Origin of the sequence: Dehalococcoides sp. UCH007, from assembly GCF_001010485.1 — a bacterium.
In the GTDB taxonomy this organism is placed as follows: domain Bacteria; phylum Chloroflexota; class Dehalococcoidia; order Dehalococcoidales; family Dehalococcoidaceae; genus Dehalococcoides; species Dehalococcoides mccartyi_A.
Genome location: NZ_AP014722.1, coordinates 1,381,231 through 1,400,596 on the forward strand (window position 1 = coordinate 1,381,231; position 19,366 = coordinate 1,400,596).

Genomic DNA, 19,366 nt, shown 5'->3' on the forward strand with positions numbered 1-19,366 from the left:
GGTTTTCAACTGATACAGCACCGCTTTTTACGGCCGTAAATCCTTTCAGGTAAACTTATTTTGGTTATTTTCTCCGCCTGAAAGCCGCCTGAACCCAAATAATTTCTCCTTACTGTATAATAAAACCACCCTTAGGAGTGAGAGATTATGTTTTTACCTACAACCCCCCAGGAGCTGATCAAAATGGGGTGGGACAGACCGGATATAATACTGGTAACTGGTGACAGTTACATAGACAGCCCGTTTATCGGCTCTGCCCTTATCGGCAAAGTTTTAAGCCGGGCGGGTTACCGGGTGGGTATTATTGCCCAGCCGGATATACATTCGGATACAGACATCTGCCGCTTAGGTGAGCCCAGGCTTTTCTGGGGGGTAACGGCCGGCAGTGTGGACTCTATGGTAGCCAACTATACTTCACTCAAAAAGAAGAGAAAGAGTGACGACTATACCCCCGGCGGGATAAATAACCGCCGTCCTGACCAGGCCAGCATTGTCTATACTAACCTTATAAAGCAGTACTTTAAGCATACCCGCCCCATAGTGCTGGGCGGTATTGAGGCCAGCCTGAGACGTGTTGCCCATTATGATTTCTGGACTGACCGTATCCGCCCCTCAATCCTGTTTGACGCCAAGGCAGATTACCTGATATATGGCATGGCTGAAAAAGCGGTGCTGGAACTGGCCGCCGCCCTGAAAAACGGAACTGAAACAAGAGATATACGGGGGCTTTGCTATATTGCCGGGGCAGAAGAAAGCGACGGAAAAAGGGCAGGCTATCTGGCACTGCCGCCGTTTGAAGCGGTTGAGAAAGATGCAAATTCCCTGACGGATATGTTTCACACCTTTTACCAAAATAATGACGCCCTGAGTGCCAAAGGGCTTTACCAGCAGACAGGCAACCGCTATCTTATTCAGAACCCGCCGCCCATGCCGCTTTCCCAAAAAGAAATGGACGAAATTTACGTGCTGGATTTTGAACTAGCCCAACACCCGTACTACCAGAAGCAGGGGGCAGTCAAAGCCCTGGAGACTATCCGCTTTTCCATTCAGTCTCACCGCGGCTGTTACGGGGAGTGCAATTTCTGCGCCATTGCCATGCACGAAGGGCGGACTGTCCAGTGGCGAAGCCCCGAATCTATTCTGGCTGAAGCCCGGATACTTGCCGGTTACCCTGATTTCAAGGGTTATATCCAGGATATAGGCGGCCCGACCGCCAATATGTACGGTTTTGAGTGTGAGAAAAAGCTGAAAGAGGGGGCATGCGCAGACAAACGCTGTCTATACCCCCAAGTATGCCCTTCGTTAAAGGTGAACCACCACAAACAGCTGGAAATGCTGAAAAAAGTCCGCACAGTTACCGGGATTAAAAAGGTATTTGCCGCATCCGGTATCCGTTATGACCTGCTGCTGGCTGACAGACAATACGGCGAACAGTACCTGAAAGAACTGGTGCAGCACCATATATCCGGCCAGATGAAGGTTGCACCCGAACATACCCAAGCAGCTGTTTTAAACAAAATGGGAAAACCGGGAATTTCAGGCCTGCTGCGCTTTAAAGAGCTGTTTGACCGCATGAATAAAAAATTCGGCAAGGAACAGTTCCTGACTTATTACCTGATTGCCGCCCACCCCGGCTGCACTAGAAGCGATATGCAAAAGCTGAGGCAGTTTACCCGTGATAACCTTAAGATGAACCCTGAGCAGGTGCAGATTTTCCTGCCGGCACCATCTACCTATTCCAGCCTGATGTACTGTACCGGGCTGGACCCGTTTACCAAAAAACCTCTCTTTGTGGAAAAAGACCCCAAAAACAAGGATCAGCAGAAAAATATTGCGGTTGCCAAGGAGCCGCCAAGCCCTGTTTTACCAAAACGCCCCCGCCTGAAACGCAGGACTTAGTTTACCTGTCTACCCAATACAACCGAAATAAATTCGGGGGTGCCGCTGCCTGAACGCCACCCCCGAATGATTTTAAGCCCCCGGACTGGAAAACCCTGTTACTTACCCCGGTAAACCATACTGTACACAGCCGGTATGACAAACAGGGTCAGGAAAGTAGAGCTTATCATACCGCCTATAACCACAACTGCCAGTTCAGCGCTTAACATAGTACCGGAACTGACACTCAGTGCCATGGGAATCATGGCCAATATAGTGGTAAGAGCGGTCATGACAATGGGCCGCAGGCGGATTTTGCCACCCTCTATCAGGGCGTCTTTGACGCTAAGACCGCGCTTACGCTGCTGCTCTACCATGGATACCAATACTATGGCATTGGTCAGCACAATACCCACCAGCATCAGCAAACCCATCAAGGCAGATACACCCAGTGTATAGCCGGTAATTATCAGAGCCAGCATAGAGCCGATAAAAGCCAAAGGTATGCTTAACATGATAAGCAGGGGATTGCGGATAGAACGCATCATCAGTATTACTATCAGGAATACAATGGCAATAGCTACCAGAATGGCAATACCCATCTGGATAAATGTATCACCCATCTGTTCGGCTATACCGGCAGTTACCACTTCTACGCCGGGATGGGGCGGCAATGCATCTACCTGTGCCTGAACCGCCATATTTACCGCACCCACATTAGCATCAGTTATAATTCCGGTAATAGTGGCCGAAAGCATGGTATCCGTATGGCTTACATGTGAGGGCACAGCCACTATGCCCACGGTAGCAATATCATTCAGAGTGACTGCCACCGGGAAACCTATTTTCAAATTTTTAGCCTGTTCGGCATCACTCAGGCTGTCAGCTATACCCTTGAAATAAACAGGATAACTGCCGCTATCAAGTGCAATGCTTACACCGGGTAGTGCCCCGCCGTTCATCAAAAGGACAAATTCCTGTTGCATTTGGGCTAACTGGGAAGGTGACAACCCTGAAGTGGCTACTTTTGCCAGGTCTACTGCAATATTCAGTACCGGCACCACGGTTGTCAGGTCACTTTTCAGTTCTTCCAGGCCGCTAACTCCCTTAAGCATCTCCAGCAGCTGGGCAGTAATAGCGGCTATCTCTTCCTGATTCTGCCCCTGTATGGAAAGGTTTATAGAAGAACTGGATATACTGCCGCCCATACTATCACCGGAACCGGAGCTGACCTGTATAACCCCGTCCGTATTAATGCCCTGGCTTGCCAGAGTAATATTTGAGAGCTCTGTTTGCAGATCAGCGTCACTGTTAAGGTAAACAATAATAGTGGCTGTATTGGCACCACCGCCGCCCTGAGAGGCACTCATTATACCGGCCATGGAAGTGGCAGAAGTGCCGATAGTGGCGCTGTAACTCCGGACTGCCGGGTTTGCACCAAGCAATGCTTCTACCTTGGCGGTAAGGGCACTGGTGGCATTGACATCAGATGTAGCCGGCAGCGAGATATTGATAGAAATAGTTTCTTCGCCGAAAGAACCGGACATAAATGAAGTACCTGCCATGGGTAAAAGCCCGGTACTGCCTATAAGCAGAAGTACCGCCGTAGCGACTACCGCCAGACGATGCCCCAGTGTCCATTTCAAAGCCTTGACATAAATTTTTTGATACCAGTTGTCTTTGGTGATAACCGCTTTCTGCTTGGAGCCGACCAGCCACTTGGAAAGCGCCGGAATAAGGGTCAAAGCAACTATCAGTGAAGCCATCATGGCAAAAGTCACGGTAAGTGCAAAAGGAATAAACATCTCACCCACAATGCCGCCGACAAACATCAGGGGGGCAAAGATAGCTACTGTAGCCAAAGTAGCCGTAGTAATGGGGGTGGCCACCTCTTTGGCACCGCCGATAGCCGCCTCCTTGAAACTTTCCCCGGCACGCAGACGGCGGTAGATAACTTCTATTATGACTATACTGTCATCAATAAGCCGCCCTACCGCTATGGTCATGGCACTTAAGGTAAGAATATTAAGGGTAATGCCAAATAAACTCATGCACAGGAAACCGAAGAATATGCTAAGGGGAATAGATATGGCCGCTATCAAAGATGCCCGTACAGCCCAAAGGAAGAAAAAAACCACCAGTACCGCCAGAATACCGCCCACAACCGCCTTTTCCTCAAGCTGGCTGATGCTGGTATCAATGAAATCTGACTGGTCAAAAACAGTGCTGATACTAACGCCGTCACCCAGTGTCCCCTGCAGCCCCGCTATTTTTTCATTTATGGCATTGGCAGTTTCAACTGTATTGGCAGATTCTGTTTTTACTACGGATATACCTACACTGGGTTTGCCGTTAGTACGGGTAATAGCTGAAGAAGGTGAAGGGCTGAGACTAACTGTGGCAATATCTGACAGCTTAATGCCGTTTATCCCCAGCGAAATCTGTTCAATATCACTCAGGGAAGAATAACCGGCTGAAAGTATGCCGGCAATCTGGGAAATGGTTATGCCGTACTGGGTCATCTTGGCAGGGTTGGGGGAGATTACAATATAATCCTTTTCCCCGCCCTCGGTATCCACCCGTAGTACTCCATCAATCTGGGAAAGCAACGGGACTATCTGGCTGTCTGCAATCTGTTTCAGCTGGTCTGGAGGTAAATCCCCGGACAAACTCAGGCTTATCATCGGCATAATATTCATATTGATAGGAATAATCTGGGGGTTATTGGCATTAGCCCCCATCATGGCGGCGAAATTGGTAACAGCCTGAGGGAAGGTGATTTTACTGATGCCCTCGCTCAAGCTTTCACCGACCGCCGTCATATCTGTGCCGTATTCGAATTCGGCCATGATTACTGACATTCCTTCGGAAGAGGTGGAGGTAAGGTGTTTTAGTCCTTTATCTGCCCACTCATCCCAGACAAATCTTTCAATAGGGGTAGTAACATCCCTGACCACCGCATCCGGAGTAGCCTGAGGGTACACGGTAACCACAGTGGTATAGGGCAGGCTGATATCAGGCATCAATTCTACTTTGATGCCCATAAATGCCCACAAGGAAGCACCGGCAACTGCCAGCGCCAAAAGAATGGTAACCAGTCTGCTACGTAATGCCAATTTGGTAATATGCCACATTTAGAAATGCTCCTTCATACTGTTAACCAAGCTCCTGCTGATGTGTTTTTATAGAAGAAATAAGCTCCTGAAGACCTTTCCTCAAGGATTCCAATCCATCTAAACTCATATGTTCCAAAATATCTGCCATATGTTCAGACTTGCTCTCTACCAGATTGGTTACCAGTTCACGCCCCTTGTCTGTAGCTGAAAGCCAAGTGACCCGTCTGTCTTCAGCACCGGGTTTACGGATAACCAGCCCCTGTTCAACCAAACGTTCTACAATGCCGGTTACATCCCCAGGGGTAACCCCTAAACCCTGTGCCAGAGCACTCAGATTTGTTTCACCCTTGCCCATGATAATAAATAAACTTTTCATCTGGGCAAGAGGAACATCCAGTTTGCACCATGAATTCATAGCATAGGGCAGGATAGTCTGGCCCATCTGGCTTTCAAGTGCAATTATATCCTCAATAATTCCGGCTTTATCCACATTCCTTAAACCTTTCTTTTTGCCGAAAGCAGATTTATCCCTGTAATTTGTAAGCTTCAGTGTTGAGAAACTTTTACCGATAAATACTTTACTTTATGTATATAATTTATCTGGTATATAATATATTGTCAAATCTGCATGGCTCTTTCAGCTTCGTGTATAACTGTGGCAGAGTAGTGTCTATCCCCCTAAAAATAAAAAACGGGGGATTCCTCCCCCGTTTCGGCTTAACGTTTAAGCTTCAGCTATGCCTTTTTGATTCTCCTTACAGTCAGCTGCCAAGTGAGCGCCAGCAGAATAACTGCCGGCAGACCGAGCACCAAGAGGAACATAGTTCCTGCTTTGGGTTCAGTTTCTCCCAGAGCATCTGTAAAGAACAGAATAGTAAAGAGCAGCAGAGCCAGCCCGATAATACCCAACAACCATTCATACCAGGTCAGGGATACATGGCTGGTTCTAAGCCACATGATCAAAGCAAGCGCCAATGCTCCTAATACAAAACTTATTATTAACCACATATTATCCTCCCTTGTATTTTAGTAATCTTTGCCCATGGTAACGTGTGCGGTGTCAAAGCCAAGTGTCGGCTGTGACATATCCCACCAGGCCTCTTTGTTTTCGTGTACACCATAACCGAAGAATTTATCCGCCTGCCACAGGAAGCTGTTAAAGATCGGCGTGGTTGACAGGGTTGCCCTGACAAACGAATGGATATTGGCAATGTCAGTATTGAAAGTACAGGTACCCATACAAGCACCGCAACCGCCGATGGTAGCTTTATACGACCAGCAGGCAACACCATCCGTCCAGAACTGTTTGCGTCCGGGAATGTGGGTGGTATCTTCCTTGCCATAAATCTTCGGTACATCCCAGGTTGGTTCATGCTCATGGGAAATACACTGGGCGGGACATTCGTCGGCACATTTGGTGCAGGTTTGGCAGAAGCGCCACATACCGGCATCAATGGGAGGTGTAGGTTCAAGAGGAAGGTCAGTAACCAAGCTGAATAGACCAACGCAGGGACCAAACTCCGGGCTTATAAAAGCACCATTGTTACGCGCTCCCTCACCCAAACCGGTAAGGGTAGCAGTGGCAATGGTAGGGATAGCCCCGTTAAACGGCCGGGTATAACCATAACAGGTATAGCCCAAAACCTGCATAAATGTTTGAACACGGGGCTGCATAATAGAGAACTGGCTGTAGCGCATACTGTTTCCGGCACTCATAAGGTCTGAACTGGGAGATGAACGGAACATCTCTTTGTTTAAGGGGTGAGTAAAAGCAAAGTCATAAAGCTGTACTTTGTCAGGAAATACCAGCTTATCAGAGCCTTCATAGCCTTTGGGTACATCCTCAAATATATATTTTTTATGGGCGGCATCTTTGTCATATTCCCGTATAAGCTTTGTTTTCACCAGATCAGTAATTTCAGCCATACCTACCTGTGCTGCCCCGAAGTGAATCATGGCAGCTCGAAGCATCTTGCTGTTTTCTTCAGGAGTACCCTGCCATTTGGGGACACCCAAAGATTCAGGAGTAGTGCTGGAGGTAGGTCCCATAAAAGTGATAGGGTACATATAGTTACCGGAAGATAAAGCCCTATCCCGAAGAGTCATACCGCTTTGATTGGTTTTCACCGCGTTGGAACTGTAGGCTGCAGCCGCTGCCCGCCGCTTTGCACCTTCTTCCGCACCCAAAAAGAAATCCTGGGTGGGATTGTTTTGACCGGTCCAGATACCGTCGGAACGGTACATAAGTGACCAGTCCAGTTCAACTGTAGGATCTTCTAATTCCCGGTTTTTCACATACCAGGGACGTTTCCATTCGGCTGTCGGAGATGATATAAATTCATCAACGTCATGAAATACCGGGCTTATAGCGGATGATGCTCCCAGACCCGCACCTGCCAGTCCGACAGCTTTCATGAAATCCCGACGGCTTACCATTGAATGAAATCTTGACATTTTTCTCCTCCTTTTTAACCGGATTGCATGTTCCCTTATAAATTACCAATCAAGCAGCACTCTATATCCTCATTTGCCCTCCCTAATATAGTTCAGATAAAATTAATGTTCGTTATAGAATATTACTCATCCCTTACAACCACTGTCAATTAGTATAAATACTTATTAAACTAGGCATTTAGTATACTAATGGTATATTTAATGCTTACTTTCTCTGTTTAGCCCGCCACGGGTGAGTATAATATTTGTATCAAACAGTAATTTTGGTGTTTAATTACCTGCGATGAGGTTCAGCAAAATACAACTTAGGAAAATGATATGACCCACACTCTGAAACTTAGCACTTTTGACATCTGGGGCATCATAATGCAGGCAAGGGCTGTAGCTTACAACGTAAGAAGAAAAGAGCTGATAGAGCAGGACCTGACGCCTGAACAAGCAGGTATACTGAATATCCTGCATAAAGGTAAAAACAGGATAATTACCCCGGCCCTTATCGCCAAAGAATATCTACGAGAACCCCATACAATATCGGTGATACTGAAACGAATGGAAGAGAAAGGGCTGATTGCCCTGAATAAAAACCTGACCCGCAGAAATATGATAAGGGTAACCCTTACCGAAAAAGGGGATGCCGCCAGAGCGGACGCCTTCCGGCTGGACAGGACAAGCAAACTTTTTAAAAACCTGTCGGATGATGAAACAAAAACGCTTTATAGTTTACTCACGAAAGTAATGGCCAATGCAGCAGAGGCACTGGCAGAATCAGAATCCGATGCCAACCGTGATTTGAGCATTTTCCATGAGTATGATAACAAAATACAGTCTGAGAATTTTCCCTGACAAAAGCCGGCTGATTAGCTAAACCTATGCCGGTTTATTTTTAAAGGATATAATCTGCATTTCCCGCAGCAGGCGTAAAAACTGACGGCAGTCTTTTTCGATGATATCCCTGGGGGCATTGTACCCGGCAGATAGCGCGTCTACAATCTGCTCCAAATCACGCCTGCCGTCACATAGACCCAATATAGCCAGCTCCGTACGGGTAAGCGTTATGAGACGGCTTCTAACCGGCTCATACACCACCGTGGTTTTTTCGGGAGTGGCAGACTGGGTAAGCTTGCGGCTGATATTCTGCCTGATTTTCACCAGATTGAAATTAAGTACCGCAGAGTTTAACTGTTTGCTTAACAGGGGAACTGCCGAAGCATTTACCGGATAATCCTGAGGCTGCGCTGCTTTAGGCGGTATTTCTGCGGCACTCAGCAGGTCCGTGATAAGCGGATAACGGGATACATACGGCAAAAGGTCAGCCACTAAGAGTCTTTTAAAAATATCACGGCTGGGGTGCTGGTTTATAAGTTCAGCCCAGCTATGGATACTCATTTCACAGGCTTCCTGACTGGAGAGGCCGCAAGACGTCTGATAACTGCGTGAGAGCTTAAACTCATCTGCTTTTTTATTTTCTATAACAGCGGTAACCCCATATTTTTCAGGCAGTTTGGACACAGCAGACCCCTTGCCCAAACTGAAAAAATCTATGTTGAAAGAGCGGATAATATCTCTGTTTTCAGCCAGAAAGTCAATTGTTTCCCTTGCCTCAGCCGCACTCTCAGTCGGGAAACCCAGAAATACGTACAGATGATTCCAGATATCTGCCCGGTAAATATTGCGGCAGACCTGTGCGGCTATCTCTTTGGTTGTACCTTTTTCCATATGCTCAAGGATACGATTACAACCGGACTCAAGCCCTAAAAATAATACCCTGAAACCGGCCTTGCGCATTTTAAAACACAGTTCCGGTGTAAAGCCAAGTTCCAGCCGCACATTCACCGAACAACTGGCCGTTATACCCCTGTTTATAAGTTCCTCTGAAAGTTTGTTTGCCAGAGAGGGAGCTAAACCTTCATCAGCAAAGGCAAATTTATCAATCTGATGCTTTGCTGAGAGCACCCGCATATCCTCTGCAATTTTAACGGCGTCTCTTTTCTGGTAGCGCCAGCCATAGGCCTCGTTATGGGAGCAGAAAGCACACTTGCCCCAGTAACACCCACGGGAAGCAAGCAGGGGCAGAACCGGCTCCGGCGAAAGGTAATCACCCAGATTCAATCCGTCAAAACAGGGGGCAGGCAGGGAATTTATTTTCACCGAAGGTTTATTTGGATTTACCTGTATATGGCCGTCAAAATAGATAAGGTTAGGTACTTCGGAAAGACTTCGCCCGCTTTCAAGGCATTTAACCAGCTCAAGCAGGGGCTGTTCACCCTCGTTGACCACTGCACTGTCAAAGAAAAGTTTAAAAAGCTCTTCATGGCGGGCAATCACATCTCCAAGCAGGGTAACAATATACCCACCGATTACTATATGCACCTTGGGGTTCGCCGCTTTGAGCTGACGGGCCAATGTGAGTGACGGAAGCAGCTGACTGTCACCTGCAATTGAGATGCCGATAATATCCGGCCGGCACTCAGCTATAAAAGGCAGCAGCTTTTCCCGGCAGAGTTTGATATAGGGGTTCTGTGCATTATCCGCGGTGGCATCTTTTATATCACGGTAAGACCGCTGGTAAGCGCCCATTTCAAAGGAACTCAAGTCCAGGCGGGTAGGGAAGTGGGCAGTAGAAATTATGGCCATAGCCTGATTTAAAGTCTCTCTGGCCTGTGCGAGTATATCGGGGTCATAGTAGCTGGTGCTGTCATGGAAGACAGCTTTTGCCTTTGAAATCCCGCCTGCCACCTTCTCCAGAGAGGCACCTGCAATAAAGAGGTCATTGTAGTATTGCTGGTCAAGCGGGGACAGACTGCGTGAAGAATCAAGACGCTTGAATTCAGCGTTCAGACCAGTTTTCAGGCTGCGCAGATATTCTTCGGAGAAAAAAGCATTGTAAGCTTCAAGATTGAAGTCATACTGGACGGTATCTATACCATTTTCCTTCAGGTAAGCTGTAAGCGAAGGCAGGCTGAGATATGTTTGGTAAGGAATCCACTGGGGCGGGAAAATCAGTAAAGTTTTCACCCCTTTATTATATCCAAAAGAACCGAAACCGTCTGTAAAAATTTAGGGGGGACTAAATCCCCCCTATACCAAAAATTAAAGCTGTTTGATCTTTAGCCTGTTACGGCAAAAACGGACTACAAGCGGGGTTCATTTTTCTTGTCAGATTGCCCCAGTTGAATTTCCAAACCCACTCCCGCTTCTTCAAGAGGGGGGTGGTTAGTCTTCCTAAGGGTTATCTGAGGCATGAAGAATACCGCTACCAGGGCTACAAACATGAGCATTGCCCCGATGAGATAAACCTGATCGATGGAGTTGCTGAAAGCTGTCTTCAGGGTTACCAGAAAATGGTCAAACGAGGCCGCAAGCTGGTCCTGAACGGCTGCCGGAGCCTGACTGATAAGCTGATATATATGATTTTGCCCGTCAGTAGATAAAAATGCCTGTATAGTATTGCCGTCTATAGTCGTAGGAGTGCCGGCAGGGTTAAGCTGTCCCATAAGCTCAACAAAAGGCTCATTAGCAATATCAATCAGCTGGGAGGATAGCTTGGCATTCATAACGCCGCCCAGCAAAGCACCGCCGACTGTACCGCCTATACTCCTGAAAAGCTGGGTACCGGCGGTTACCTCACCTAACTGCTTGTGGCTGAAAGCATTCTGCACGGCAATGGTAAAAATAGGCATGGTGACACCCAAACCCAGCCCAAGCAGTATCATGCACATTACCAGCTGGGTATTGGTAGTATTTATACCTACAAATGAAAAAATGAACATGGCAACAGTTGCCAGCGCCACACCCCCAACCGCCAGTTTTTTATAATTGCCGGTACGGGAGATTATCTGCCCGCTTATAGCTGAAGCTATTACCACTGAAAGCATCATGGGTGCCAGTATCAGGCCGGAAGAAGTAGCGGATACACCGACAACTCCCTGAGCAAAAACCGTAATGTATAAAAGTGCCCCGAACATACCCATGGAGGTCAAGAACAAAGTTATAGCCGAAACCGAGAAAATGCGTGTCTTAAATAAACCCATTGAAAGCACGGGCTCTTTTACCCTGCGCTCTACCATTACAAAGCTAAATAGGGAAATAATGGCGATGCCGAGCAGCAAGAGTATCTGCCATGAGTTCCAGGCATACTGGCTGCCGCCCCAAACAAACGCCAGCAGCAGGGGTACCAACCCCACAATTAATAAAGCCCCGCCCAAAAAATCAATGGAACGATCCTTAATTTTATGCTGAATAGGAGGAATAGCCATAGCCAGCACTGCCATAGCGGCAATGCCAACCGGGATATTTATATAAAAAATCCAATGCCAGCTGAAGGCATCAGTTATCCAGCCGCCCAGCAAAGGACCGGCCACCGCAGTAAGGCCAAAAACACCGCCTAATACACCCTGCCATCTGCCCCGTTCAGCAGGGGAGAATATATCACCGATAAGCGCCATGGAATTGACCATCATGGCACCGCCGCCGATACCCTGCAAGCCGCGGAAAAAGATAAGCTGAGTCATATCCTGAGCCAAACCCGAAAGCACAGAGCCCAAAAGAAAAATACCGATACCAATGAGGTACAGCGGTCTCCGCCCGAAAATATCAGAGAGTTTGCCGTAAATAGGCACTGTTACGGTGGAGCTTAACATATAAGCTGTAAAAACCCAGCTCAGATGTGAAAGACCATTCAGATCGGCCGCTATTTTGGGCATAGCCGTAGCCACGATAGTTTGGTCCAGTGAGGCCAGTATCATGGACAATATGACACCCAAAAGAATAAATAGTTTATTACCCTTTTTCACTAATGATTTGTCTCCCTAGTTTCCTGTAATCTTTTCTGCCAGTTTTTTATTCAACAACGCAAACGTAGCCAGTTCGTCATCACTCAACACCTCAAAGGCGGATATTACTTTTACTGCAGTTTGTTTCTTTATTTCAGCTATCCTGTCTGATGCCGCCGCCGTAATGCTGAGAGAGATAGCCCGCCGGTCTTTTAAATCTATCTCCCGCGTAAGCAGCCCTTTTTCCACCAGACCGTCTACTATCTGGGTAACCGCACTGGGGCTGATACTGAGCAAATTGGCCAGGTCTTTAATGCCTGTGCCTTCATTTTTTTCTACTGCCCTTAGTACCATCATTTGGGTATGGCCAAGAGCCAGGTCGTTTCCTCCGGCATGGCCAGCCGCAAACATAATTTTCTTTATAAGGCACATATTATTGTAAATATCTTCAATAAATGCTTGCCTTGTCATCTCATCTCCTTTTTTATTTAGTAACTTAATATTTTATATACTTAACTATTAAATGTCAAAACTGCCGGCATCTTAAAATTCAGGGAATAATAAAAAGGGGGAGGTTAAACCTCCCCCTTTTAAGCTGATAAACTAAGCTTTACTAGGCTGTCTTTTTGTGGCGGATAATAAGCTGCCAGTCCAGTGCGGCCAGTATAAGAAAGATAATACCGAATATCAACGCACCCATCCAGGCTGAAGTCGGTTCGTTCTCTTCAAGCGAACTGAAATAATGCTGGACGGTGGCAAACAAGGATGAGACCGCCAAAAGACCGATAACCCATTCGTACCACTTTATACCAAGCTGCCGGCGCACAAGCCAGACAACAAACAGGGTCAAAGCGACTGCTACTGCCAGTCCTACGAAAAACATATTTCCTACCTCCAATTCCTTAAGCTTTTAGTAACTGGTGTCAATACCGTAGGTAAAGTCATTGTCCAAATCCCAGAATTCTTCAGGATCTTTCCGCCCGTAATCCATAGCTTTTTCCATATTGGTAAAAAAGCTATTAAGCAGAGGAGTATTGGCAACTGTTCCCTTAACCACAGCATGGATAAATGAATCCGGTTTGCTGTTAAAGGGGCAGGTGCCCTGACAGGTGGGGCAGTGAGGACAATCTGCGGTATTGGTTCGCCAACCCTCAAATGTTCCCTGCTGGATGCCGGACTTGGCTGAGGCAGGGTTTTCCCAGGTGGGGTCACCCTGCTGAATCAGATTGAAGGGACAGGAGTCCGCACAAATACCGCAGGTCTTGCAGAATTTGTAAGCACCAAAGTCTATGGGCGGAGTAGGCAGCAAGGGCAGGTCTGTAATAAGCGCCCACATAGCCCGGTTGGTTGTGCCGTATTTGGGAGTAAGAGTGGGTGAAGACATACGCCCGTGTTCGCCCATACCGGATAAGGCTGCCAAGGGGTTAGCCAAGAAGCCCATCATACCCGGATTCAAGGCCTGATAACCCAAACCGCGGATAAACTCCTGGAACTGAGCACCGACCTTGGGGAAACGGGAATATGAATACCAGACAGAGAAGTTTTCGGTGATGCCGGCCTGACGGCGGGTGCCTTCCAGTGACTGCCTGGCACTCCACATCAGTACCCATTTGCACTTGCGGGGGATAACCATCTTGGTTGCGGTTTCATAAGCTTCGTCTACATCTTCAACGACTACATCTTTGCCGCCGATTTGAGAGTGAATAAATTTCAAAATATCATCATCAAGTTCAAGTGCGGCCACATCCGAGCCTCCAAAAAACCTGATAGCAGTACGGCAGGTTTTCAGGTTTTCTTCAGGTGTACCCTGCCAGACGGGAGCGCCAAAATCCTGGGGGCGGGTAGTGGTGTCCAACTGAGGCCCCAACCACGGAGTAAAGGTGGGACTGCCGCCAGCCGCCATAATAGCACCGATGACATTAACTCTTTTGCCGCCCATTTCCATATTGCCGGGCCAAGCACCGAACATCATAAATTTTGAAGCGTTGCAGAGTGAAGTAGTCCTGACATCACCCATACCTGCATAACCGGGAGTCCATCCCGGAAATTCCTTGGCCATGGCATCGTAAAGAGTAAGTGCCATTTCGGGGGTTTCAAGGTCTGTAGAAGTACCGCCGATAACCCCGGCCTTTTCAAAGTCAGCTACCGTGGGTCTGGGCAAACCCTGAAATACACCCCGCTGACGGGTTACTTTTGACCAGTCAATAGGAACAGTAGGATCTTTAAAATCCCTTTCCTTCACCCACCAGGGATTTTTGTTAATACCGATTGCCGAAGACGTAACCTCATCCAAATCATGGAAAACAGGGGCAGCAGCGCTCATAGTCCCTAAACCTGCTCCGACTACCCCGAGGCTTTTCATAAAATCACGTCGCGAGAGTGTGGAATGAAACTTTTTCATAGATTTCCCCTTTCGAATTCTATTAAACTACCGCTGTTGTTATAATTTTTATTTTTTAGCTTGCTATCACCCTCTTCCAATAGTATATTAGTCTATATAGACTAGTCTATATAGACTAATATACCGCTGATTCATTGTCAAGAGTATGTGCGGAGATTTGGCAAAAACTGCTTGAGGGATTAAGATATAACAATTAACTAACGATAATTACAAGCACAGGACAGAAATGAACAAGTACGAAACCATAACACTGGAGCATTTACTCTGGATAAACATCGTCCAGGCCCGGCACGTCATGAACCGGCTCTGGGAGCGCAAAATGAAGGATACTCACCTGACAACCGAAAAATTCGCCATTATACATGAGCTTTTGTGCCTGGGAGGAGAATCCACCCCCCATAATCTGGCCAAGAGGATTGTATTTGAACCCCATTCCATCTCAGCTATGCTCAGCCGCATGGAAAAAGACGGGCTGATTACCAAAACCAAAGACCTTAAAAAGAAACACATGGTCAGGATAAAACTAACCCAAAAAGCCATAGAGCTTTTCCCTGAAGCCTTAAATACTTCACTTGAGATATTTACTGATTTGATGAAAGGTGTTCCCAGAGAAGAAAAAATAAGGCTGACTGAATCTCTTACCCATATACGAAATAAAGCTTTAACCATCAGCCCCAAGAAGGATAAGAAGCTTACGCCCTTCAAATATACCTGACCCGGATTACAGCCGGAGAATTAAAAGGGGGGAGACTTTAAAGTCTCCCCCCTTCTGTTTTTACCGTGAATTTAGGCTTTCTTTACTCTTCGGGCAGCCAGCTGCCAGGCTAAGGCCAGCAGGATAAGTCCCGGCAAGCCCACTACCAGCAAGAACATATAGGCTGCTTTGGGTTCTATCTCTGCCAAACTGGCAAAATAGTTCTGGATGGTGAAAAGGAGCATAAGCAAACCGATTGCACCAATCAGCCACTCGTACCAGGTCATGCTAAAATTATTCCGTTTCATCAGCCAGACAAGCCCCAGTATCAAAGCACCTACTAATATACCTATCGTAAACCACATATCACTATCTCCTAATTCTTACTTTCCGTACCCGCCGTCTCTGACACCCATAGTGGTATCAAAGCCGTATCTGGGCAGGTCAAGATCCCACCATTCGGCCGCATCGTGATGGCCGTAACCAAAAGCAACATCTGCTTTCCAAAGGAAAGTGTTGAAAATGCCGGTGGTGGAGAGGGTGGATTTGACAATCTCATGTATCATGGCTTTGGTATTTACATTAAATACACAAACGCCGGTACATATCTGGCAGGTAGCCCCGGTGCTGTGCTGATACAGCTTGCACTCAGGTTCATTCTTGTAGTAAGCCTTTTTACCGCTGGTGCTCCAAGGGCCAGCCGGTTCCCAAGTAGGCTCTTCTTCAAAGGATATTGCCTTGGCCGGGCAGGTATCGGCACACTTCCGGCAGCTATGGCAGAAGCGGAAAGCACCGAAATCTATGGGTTTGCTGACGGGCAAAGGCAGGTCGGTGATAAATTTGTAGATACCTACTACCGCACCTTCTTCAGGAATAACACACTGATTAATTCTGTCCATTTCGCCCAGACCAGACAAAGTGGCCACAGCCGGAGAAGGACAAATACCGTTAGGCCAAGGGGCAGACTGCAAACCCTGATAGCCCAGCCCAAGCAGAAATTTCTGAACACAAGCCATGGTTTCCTGATTAAGCCGGTAGCGGCTCATATTGGCGGCATAACAAACACCCGAAGGTGCAGTGCGGTACATTTCCTTTGGCATGGGGGTAGTGTAGGTAACCACCCAGCGGGCTTTGTTGGGAATAATAAAGTGGGTATCGGTTACGTAGCCGTTATCACAATCTTCAAAACCATAAGCCATGGGCGGGCCGTTGAAGAACATACGGCTGGCATCTACAGGATAGAACATGCTTTTTACATTGTTATCCAGCTCTATAGATGCAATCTGACCGGCACCGAAAAACCTCATGGCAGATTTGAGCAAGGCAAAATTCTCTTCGGGAGTGCTTTCCCAGCGGGGTACTCCAAAACTTTCATGGGTATAGGTTTGGCCTACCAGCTCCGGTATGGGGGCTGCCCCTTCCAAAGCCGGATATACAGGTTCTCTCCAGCCGGCATGAGCTATAAAATGAGGCCAGGCAGCTTCCTGCATGGAGGTATCCAGCAGGGAAATGGCTTCTCTGGAGCCGGTCTTCTTGGCACCTGCGTTAAGATTGGCCACACCCTGAGCCATAGCGGCATTTACCCTGTCCCATCCCACAAAATCAGCTAACAGCGGGGGAAGGTGACAACCTTCCTGGGGAAACGGCAGCGAGGACGTTTTACTCCAGTCTATTTCTATGGTCGGCTTGTCAACCTCTTTCACCCACCAGGGGCGTTTGGCGACAGATGAATCTGCCGAGGCTACTTCATCAAGGTCATGGAAAACAGGGGAAGCGGCGGCAACTGCACCGATACCGGCACCTGCTAATCCTAATCCCTTCATGAAATCTCTTCGGCTGAGGCTACTGTGAAATTTACTCATAATTCTTTCCTTTCCTGCAAATATTTCAAGCATGCCATACAGTTTTTTACTCTGGTCTTGTCTACCCCTCCTTAACATTATTCAAGGATATCTGAATATTATAAATAACCGCAGTAAACCAAACGGTAAAGCTCTCAAGCTCAAAGTAAAGTTAATATAAGGCTTAATTAAGGTTTCTTTACTTTTGCTAATCTTGGTATAAACGGGAGTTATCTGGTTATATAGCATGTTTTGGCAGTATAATATAGCTACATACACACGAGAGAACTTGGGTGGAAATAGACGAACTAAAAGACGAAATAGCCAAATTAAAGCAATGCAACTACGCTTTGAAAAAAGAGCGCCTGAAATACCGTGAACTTTTCAACCGCGCCAATGATGCTATTCTGCTGTTCAAATTTAACAATCCCAATGAGCCGGTAACTATTACCGATGCCAATACCGCCGCCTGCAAACACTTTGGCTACACTTACGAAGAGCTGATAGGCAAGACAAACCTGTTTATAGATTCCCCGGAAACAGCAATCCGCGGGACAGAAATACTTAACGATTTATTTATAAAAGGGCATGAGGTTCTGGAGATAGCCCACAAAAATAAAAACGGGGAGAGTATCCCGGTTGAGATTAACCACAAAATAATTTATCTGGCCGGTGATACTATGATAATTTCGGTTATCCGGGATATAACCGCCAGAAAAAAGAATGAACAGGAATTACGGGAGTCTTTAGAGCGTGAAAAACAGCTCCGGGAAACCCTGGAAAACGAGATAAGCCAGCGGGTTACCTTTATGCGGGCTTTGGTTCATGAATTGAAAACCCCTCTGACCTCCATGCTGGCTACGTCTGAGCTGCTTAGCAAAAACCTGAAAGAAGAACCCAATCACAGTTATATCAAGTGTTTGTACGCCGGCATACAGGACCTTAACCTGCGGGTAGACGAACTTCTGGATATTGCAAGGGGAGAGGTGGGACTGCTCCGGCTGGAATGCGAACCGCTGAATATTTACGAATTGCTTAAAGATGTGGAAGAGATAATAAGACCCGTATTTGAATCCAACGCCCAAAAGCTGACCATCAGCCTGCAAAATTCGCTGCCGGTTGTGGTAGCCGATTATAAACGTTTGAAACAGGTAATTTTAAATTTGCTGGATAATGCTGCCAAATACACCCCTCTGGGCGGAGATATACGGCTGAGTGCCGCTGCCGGCAATAAATATCTGGTGATTGAAGTTAAAGATAACGGCAAAGGTATGAGCCCGAAGGAGACAGGGGCTTTGTTTAAACTATACTCACGCAGCAATAAAAAGGGCTCTCCCTCAGGCTTGGGTATCGGTTTAGCATTGTCCAAGATGATTGTTGACCTGCACGAGGGGGAAATAACAGTGAAAAGTAAACTCGGCGAAGGAAGCACCTTTACTTTTTCCATACCGCTGAGGCCAAACGCCAAATGAAGATACTTATTATCGAAGATGATTATAAGATAGTGCAGGCAATATCTTTTGCCCTGAAGATAGGCTGGCCTGATGTAACTCTGCTGAGTGCCTCCCGCGGGGAAAACGGGCTGAAACTGATTGAAGAACAAAAACCCAGCCTGATTATCCTTGACCTGAGCCTGCCGGATATGGACGGATTGGAAGTGCTGAAAGATGCCCGGCTTTTCTGCGATACGCCCATTATTATTTTGACTGTACGGTCAGAAGAATCTGATGTGGTGGAAGCACTGGAGCTGGGAGCAAACGAATATATAATAAAGCCCTTCCGCCAGATGGAGCTGCTTGCCCGAATCCGCTGCATACTCCGCCGCCCCATAACCACCAACAAGGATGCCTTGCTGGAGTGGGGGCCATTTAAACTGGATTATTTTAAACGTCTATTATTCATGAACCAAAAAACTGTAATCTTGACCACCATTGAAAGCCAGATTATGCATGAGCTTCTTAAGGATGCCCCCAATATAGTTACTTACTCACGGCTGTCTGAACTGATTTCAGGCGGGCATTACCCTGAAGTAATAAACAGCATAAAGGTACATGTATATAATCTGAGGCGAAAACTTGAGGCAGATTCATATGCCCCAAAACATATTATGAATATGCACGGGGTAGGCTATTTCCTGTCTAAATAAGGCTTAAATGCCGATGTCATGCAATATTTTGCCTGAAAGACAGCCCAAGCGGACAGGGCAATGT

General features: G+C 47.0%; 16 protein-coding genes. 5 read left to right on the plus strand and 11 right to left on the minus strand.

All coding sequences use genetic code 11. The annotated features are described in order from the left end of the window. Positions 1-147: 147 nt before the first annotated feature. Positions 148-1,899: a YgiQ family radical SAM protein gene (locus UCH007_RS07245; RefSeq protein ID WP_046961454.1), complete on the plus strand. Its 1,752-nt coding sequence runs from the start codon at positions 148-150 to the stop codon at positions 1,897-1,899. A 98-nt stretch (positions 1,900-1,997) separates the two neighbouring features. On the opposite strand, the gene UCH007_RS07250 is transcribed toward UCH007_RS07245, so the two are convergent. The 4 genes from UCH007_RS07250 to UCH007_RS07265 all read right to left on the minus strand — a co-directional run bounded on the left by UCH007_RS07250 (position 1,998) and on the right by UCH007_RS07265 (position 7,448). Continuing rightward, positions 1,998-4,994 carry an efflux RND transporter permease subunit gene (locus UCH007_RS07250; protein ID WP_231854696.1) on the minus strand — a complete coding sequence of 999 codons (2,997 nt, stop codon included), beginning with the start codon at positions 4,992-4,994 and terminating at the stop codon, positions 1,998-2,000. Between the two features lie 40 nt (positions 4,995-5,034). Then, positions 5,035-5,484, minus strand: a complete 450-nt coding sequence (locus tag UCH007_RS07255; protein WP_012882653.1) for a MarR family winged helix-turn-helix transcriptional regulator — start codon at positions 5,482-5,484, stop codon at positions 5,035-5,037. A gap of 245 nt (positions 5,485-5,729) precedes the next feature. Beyond that, positions 5,730-6,002, minus strand: coding sequence for a hypothetical protein (locus UCH007_RS07260; protein WP_046961456.1), 273 nt, complete (start codon positions 6,000-6,002; stop codon positions 5,730-5,732). An 18-nt stretch (positions 6,003-6,020) separates the two neighbouring features. Beyond that, positions 6,021-7,448, minus strand: coding sequence for a reductive dehalogenase (locus tag UCH007_RS07265; protein WP_012882655.1), 1,428 nt, complete (start codon positions 7,446-7,448; stop codon positions 6,021-6,023). A gap of 318 nt (positions 7,449-7,766) precedes the next feature. Between UCH007_RS07265 and UCH007_RS07270 the strand changes: the two genes are divergently transcribed. Beyond that, positions 7,767-8,291, plus strand: a complete 525-nt coding sequence (locus UCH007_RS07270; RefSeq protein ID WP_023652870.1) for a MarR family winged helix-turn-helix transcriptional regulator — start codon at positions 7,767-7,769, stop codon at positions 8,289-8,291. A gap of 24 nt (positions 8,292-8,315) precedes the next feature. Here UCH007_RS07270 and UCH007_RS07275 read toward each other — a convergent pair whose 3' ends face one another. From UCH007_RS07275 to UCH007_RS07295, 5 genes are all read right to left on the minus strand, one after another. Further along, a complete protein-coding gene (locus UCH007_RS07275) occupies positions 8,316-10,463 on the minus strand; it encodes a B12-binding domain-containing radical SAM protein (protein ID WP_046961457.1) in 2,148 nt (715 codons plus the stop codon). Positions 10,464-10,579: 116 nt separating this feature from the next. Then, complete coding sequence (locus UCH007_RS07280; RefSeq protein WP_041331589.1) at positions 10,580-12,241, minus strand: MDR family MFS transporter; 1,662 nt, start codon at positions 12,239-12,241, stop codon at positions 10,580-10,582. Positions 12,242-12,256: 15 nt separating this feature from the next. Beyond that, on the minus strand, positions 12,257-12,691 hold the full coding sequence (locus UCH007_RS07285) for a MarR family winged helix-turn-helix transcriptional regulator (protein ID WP_023652873.1): 435 nt from the start codon (positions 12,689-12,691) through the stop codon (positions 12,257-12,259). A 142-nt stretch (positions 12,692-12,833) separates the two neighbouring features. Continuing rightward, the gene (locus UCH007_RS07290; RefSeq protein WP_041331592.1) at positions 12,834-13,103 is read right to left on the minus strand and encodes a hypothetical protein; all 270 of its coding nucleotides are present in this window, start codon (positions 13,101-13,103) and stop codon (positions 12,834-12,836) included. Positions 13,104-13,130: 27 nt separating this feature from the next. After that, the gene (locus UCH007_RS07295) at positions 13,131-14,621 is read right to left on the minus strand and encodes a reductive dehalogenase (RefSeq protein ID WP_046961458.1); all 1,491 of its coding nucleotides are present in this window, start codon (positions 14,619-14,621) and stop codon (positions 13,131-13,133) included. Between the two features lie 226 nt (positions 14,622-14,847). Between UCH007_RS07295 and UCH007_RS07300 the strand changes: the two genes are divergently transcribed. Then, positions 14,848-15,336: a MarR family winged helix-turn-helix transcriptional regulator gene (locus tag UCH007_RS07300; RefSeq protein WP_023652876.1), complete on the plus strand. Its 489-nt coding sequence runs from the start codon at positions 14,848-14,850 to the stop codon at positions 15,334-15,336. A 71-nt stretch (positions 15,337-15,407) separates the two neighbouring features. Here UCH007_RS07300 and UCH007_RS07305 read toward each other — a convergent pair whose 3' ends face one another. Together UCH007_RS07305 and UCH007_RS07310 are read right to left on the minus strand one after the other, a co-directional pair. Further along, positions 15,408-15,680, minus strand: a complete 273-nt coding sequence (locus UCH007_RS07305; protein WP_046961459.1) for a hypothetical protein — start codon at positions 15,678-15,680, stop codon at positions 15,408-15,410. Positions 15,681-15,698: 18 nt separating this feature from the next. After that, on the minus strand, positions 15,699-17,177 hold the full coding sequence (locus tag UCH007_RS07310) for a reductive dehalogenase (protein ID WP_023652877.1): 1,479 nt from the start codon (positions 17,175-17,177) through the stop codon (positions 15,699-15,701). Positions 17,178-17,449: 272 nt separating this feature from the next. Here UCH007_RS07310 and UCH007_RS07315 point away from each other — a divergent pair, with 272 nt between their 5' ends. Beyond that, a complete protein-coding gene (locus tag UCH007_RS07315; protein ID WP_023652879.1) occupies positions 17,450-18,628 on the plus strand; it encodes a PAS domain-containing sensor histidine kinase in 1,179 nt (392 codons plus the stop codon). Next, complete coding sequence (locus tag UCH007_RS07320; RefSeq protein WP_012882665.1) at positions 18,625-19,302, plus strand: response regulator transcription factor; 678 nt, start codon at positions 18,625-18,627, stop codon at positions 19,300-19,302. The genes UCH007_RS07315 and UCH007_RS07320 overlap by 4 nt, the downstream gene beginning before the upstream one ends. Positions 19,303-19,366: the final 64 nt, after the last annotated feature.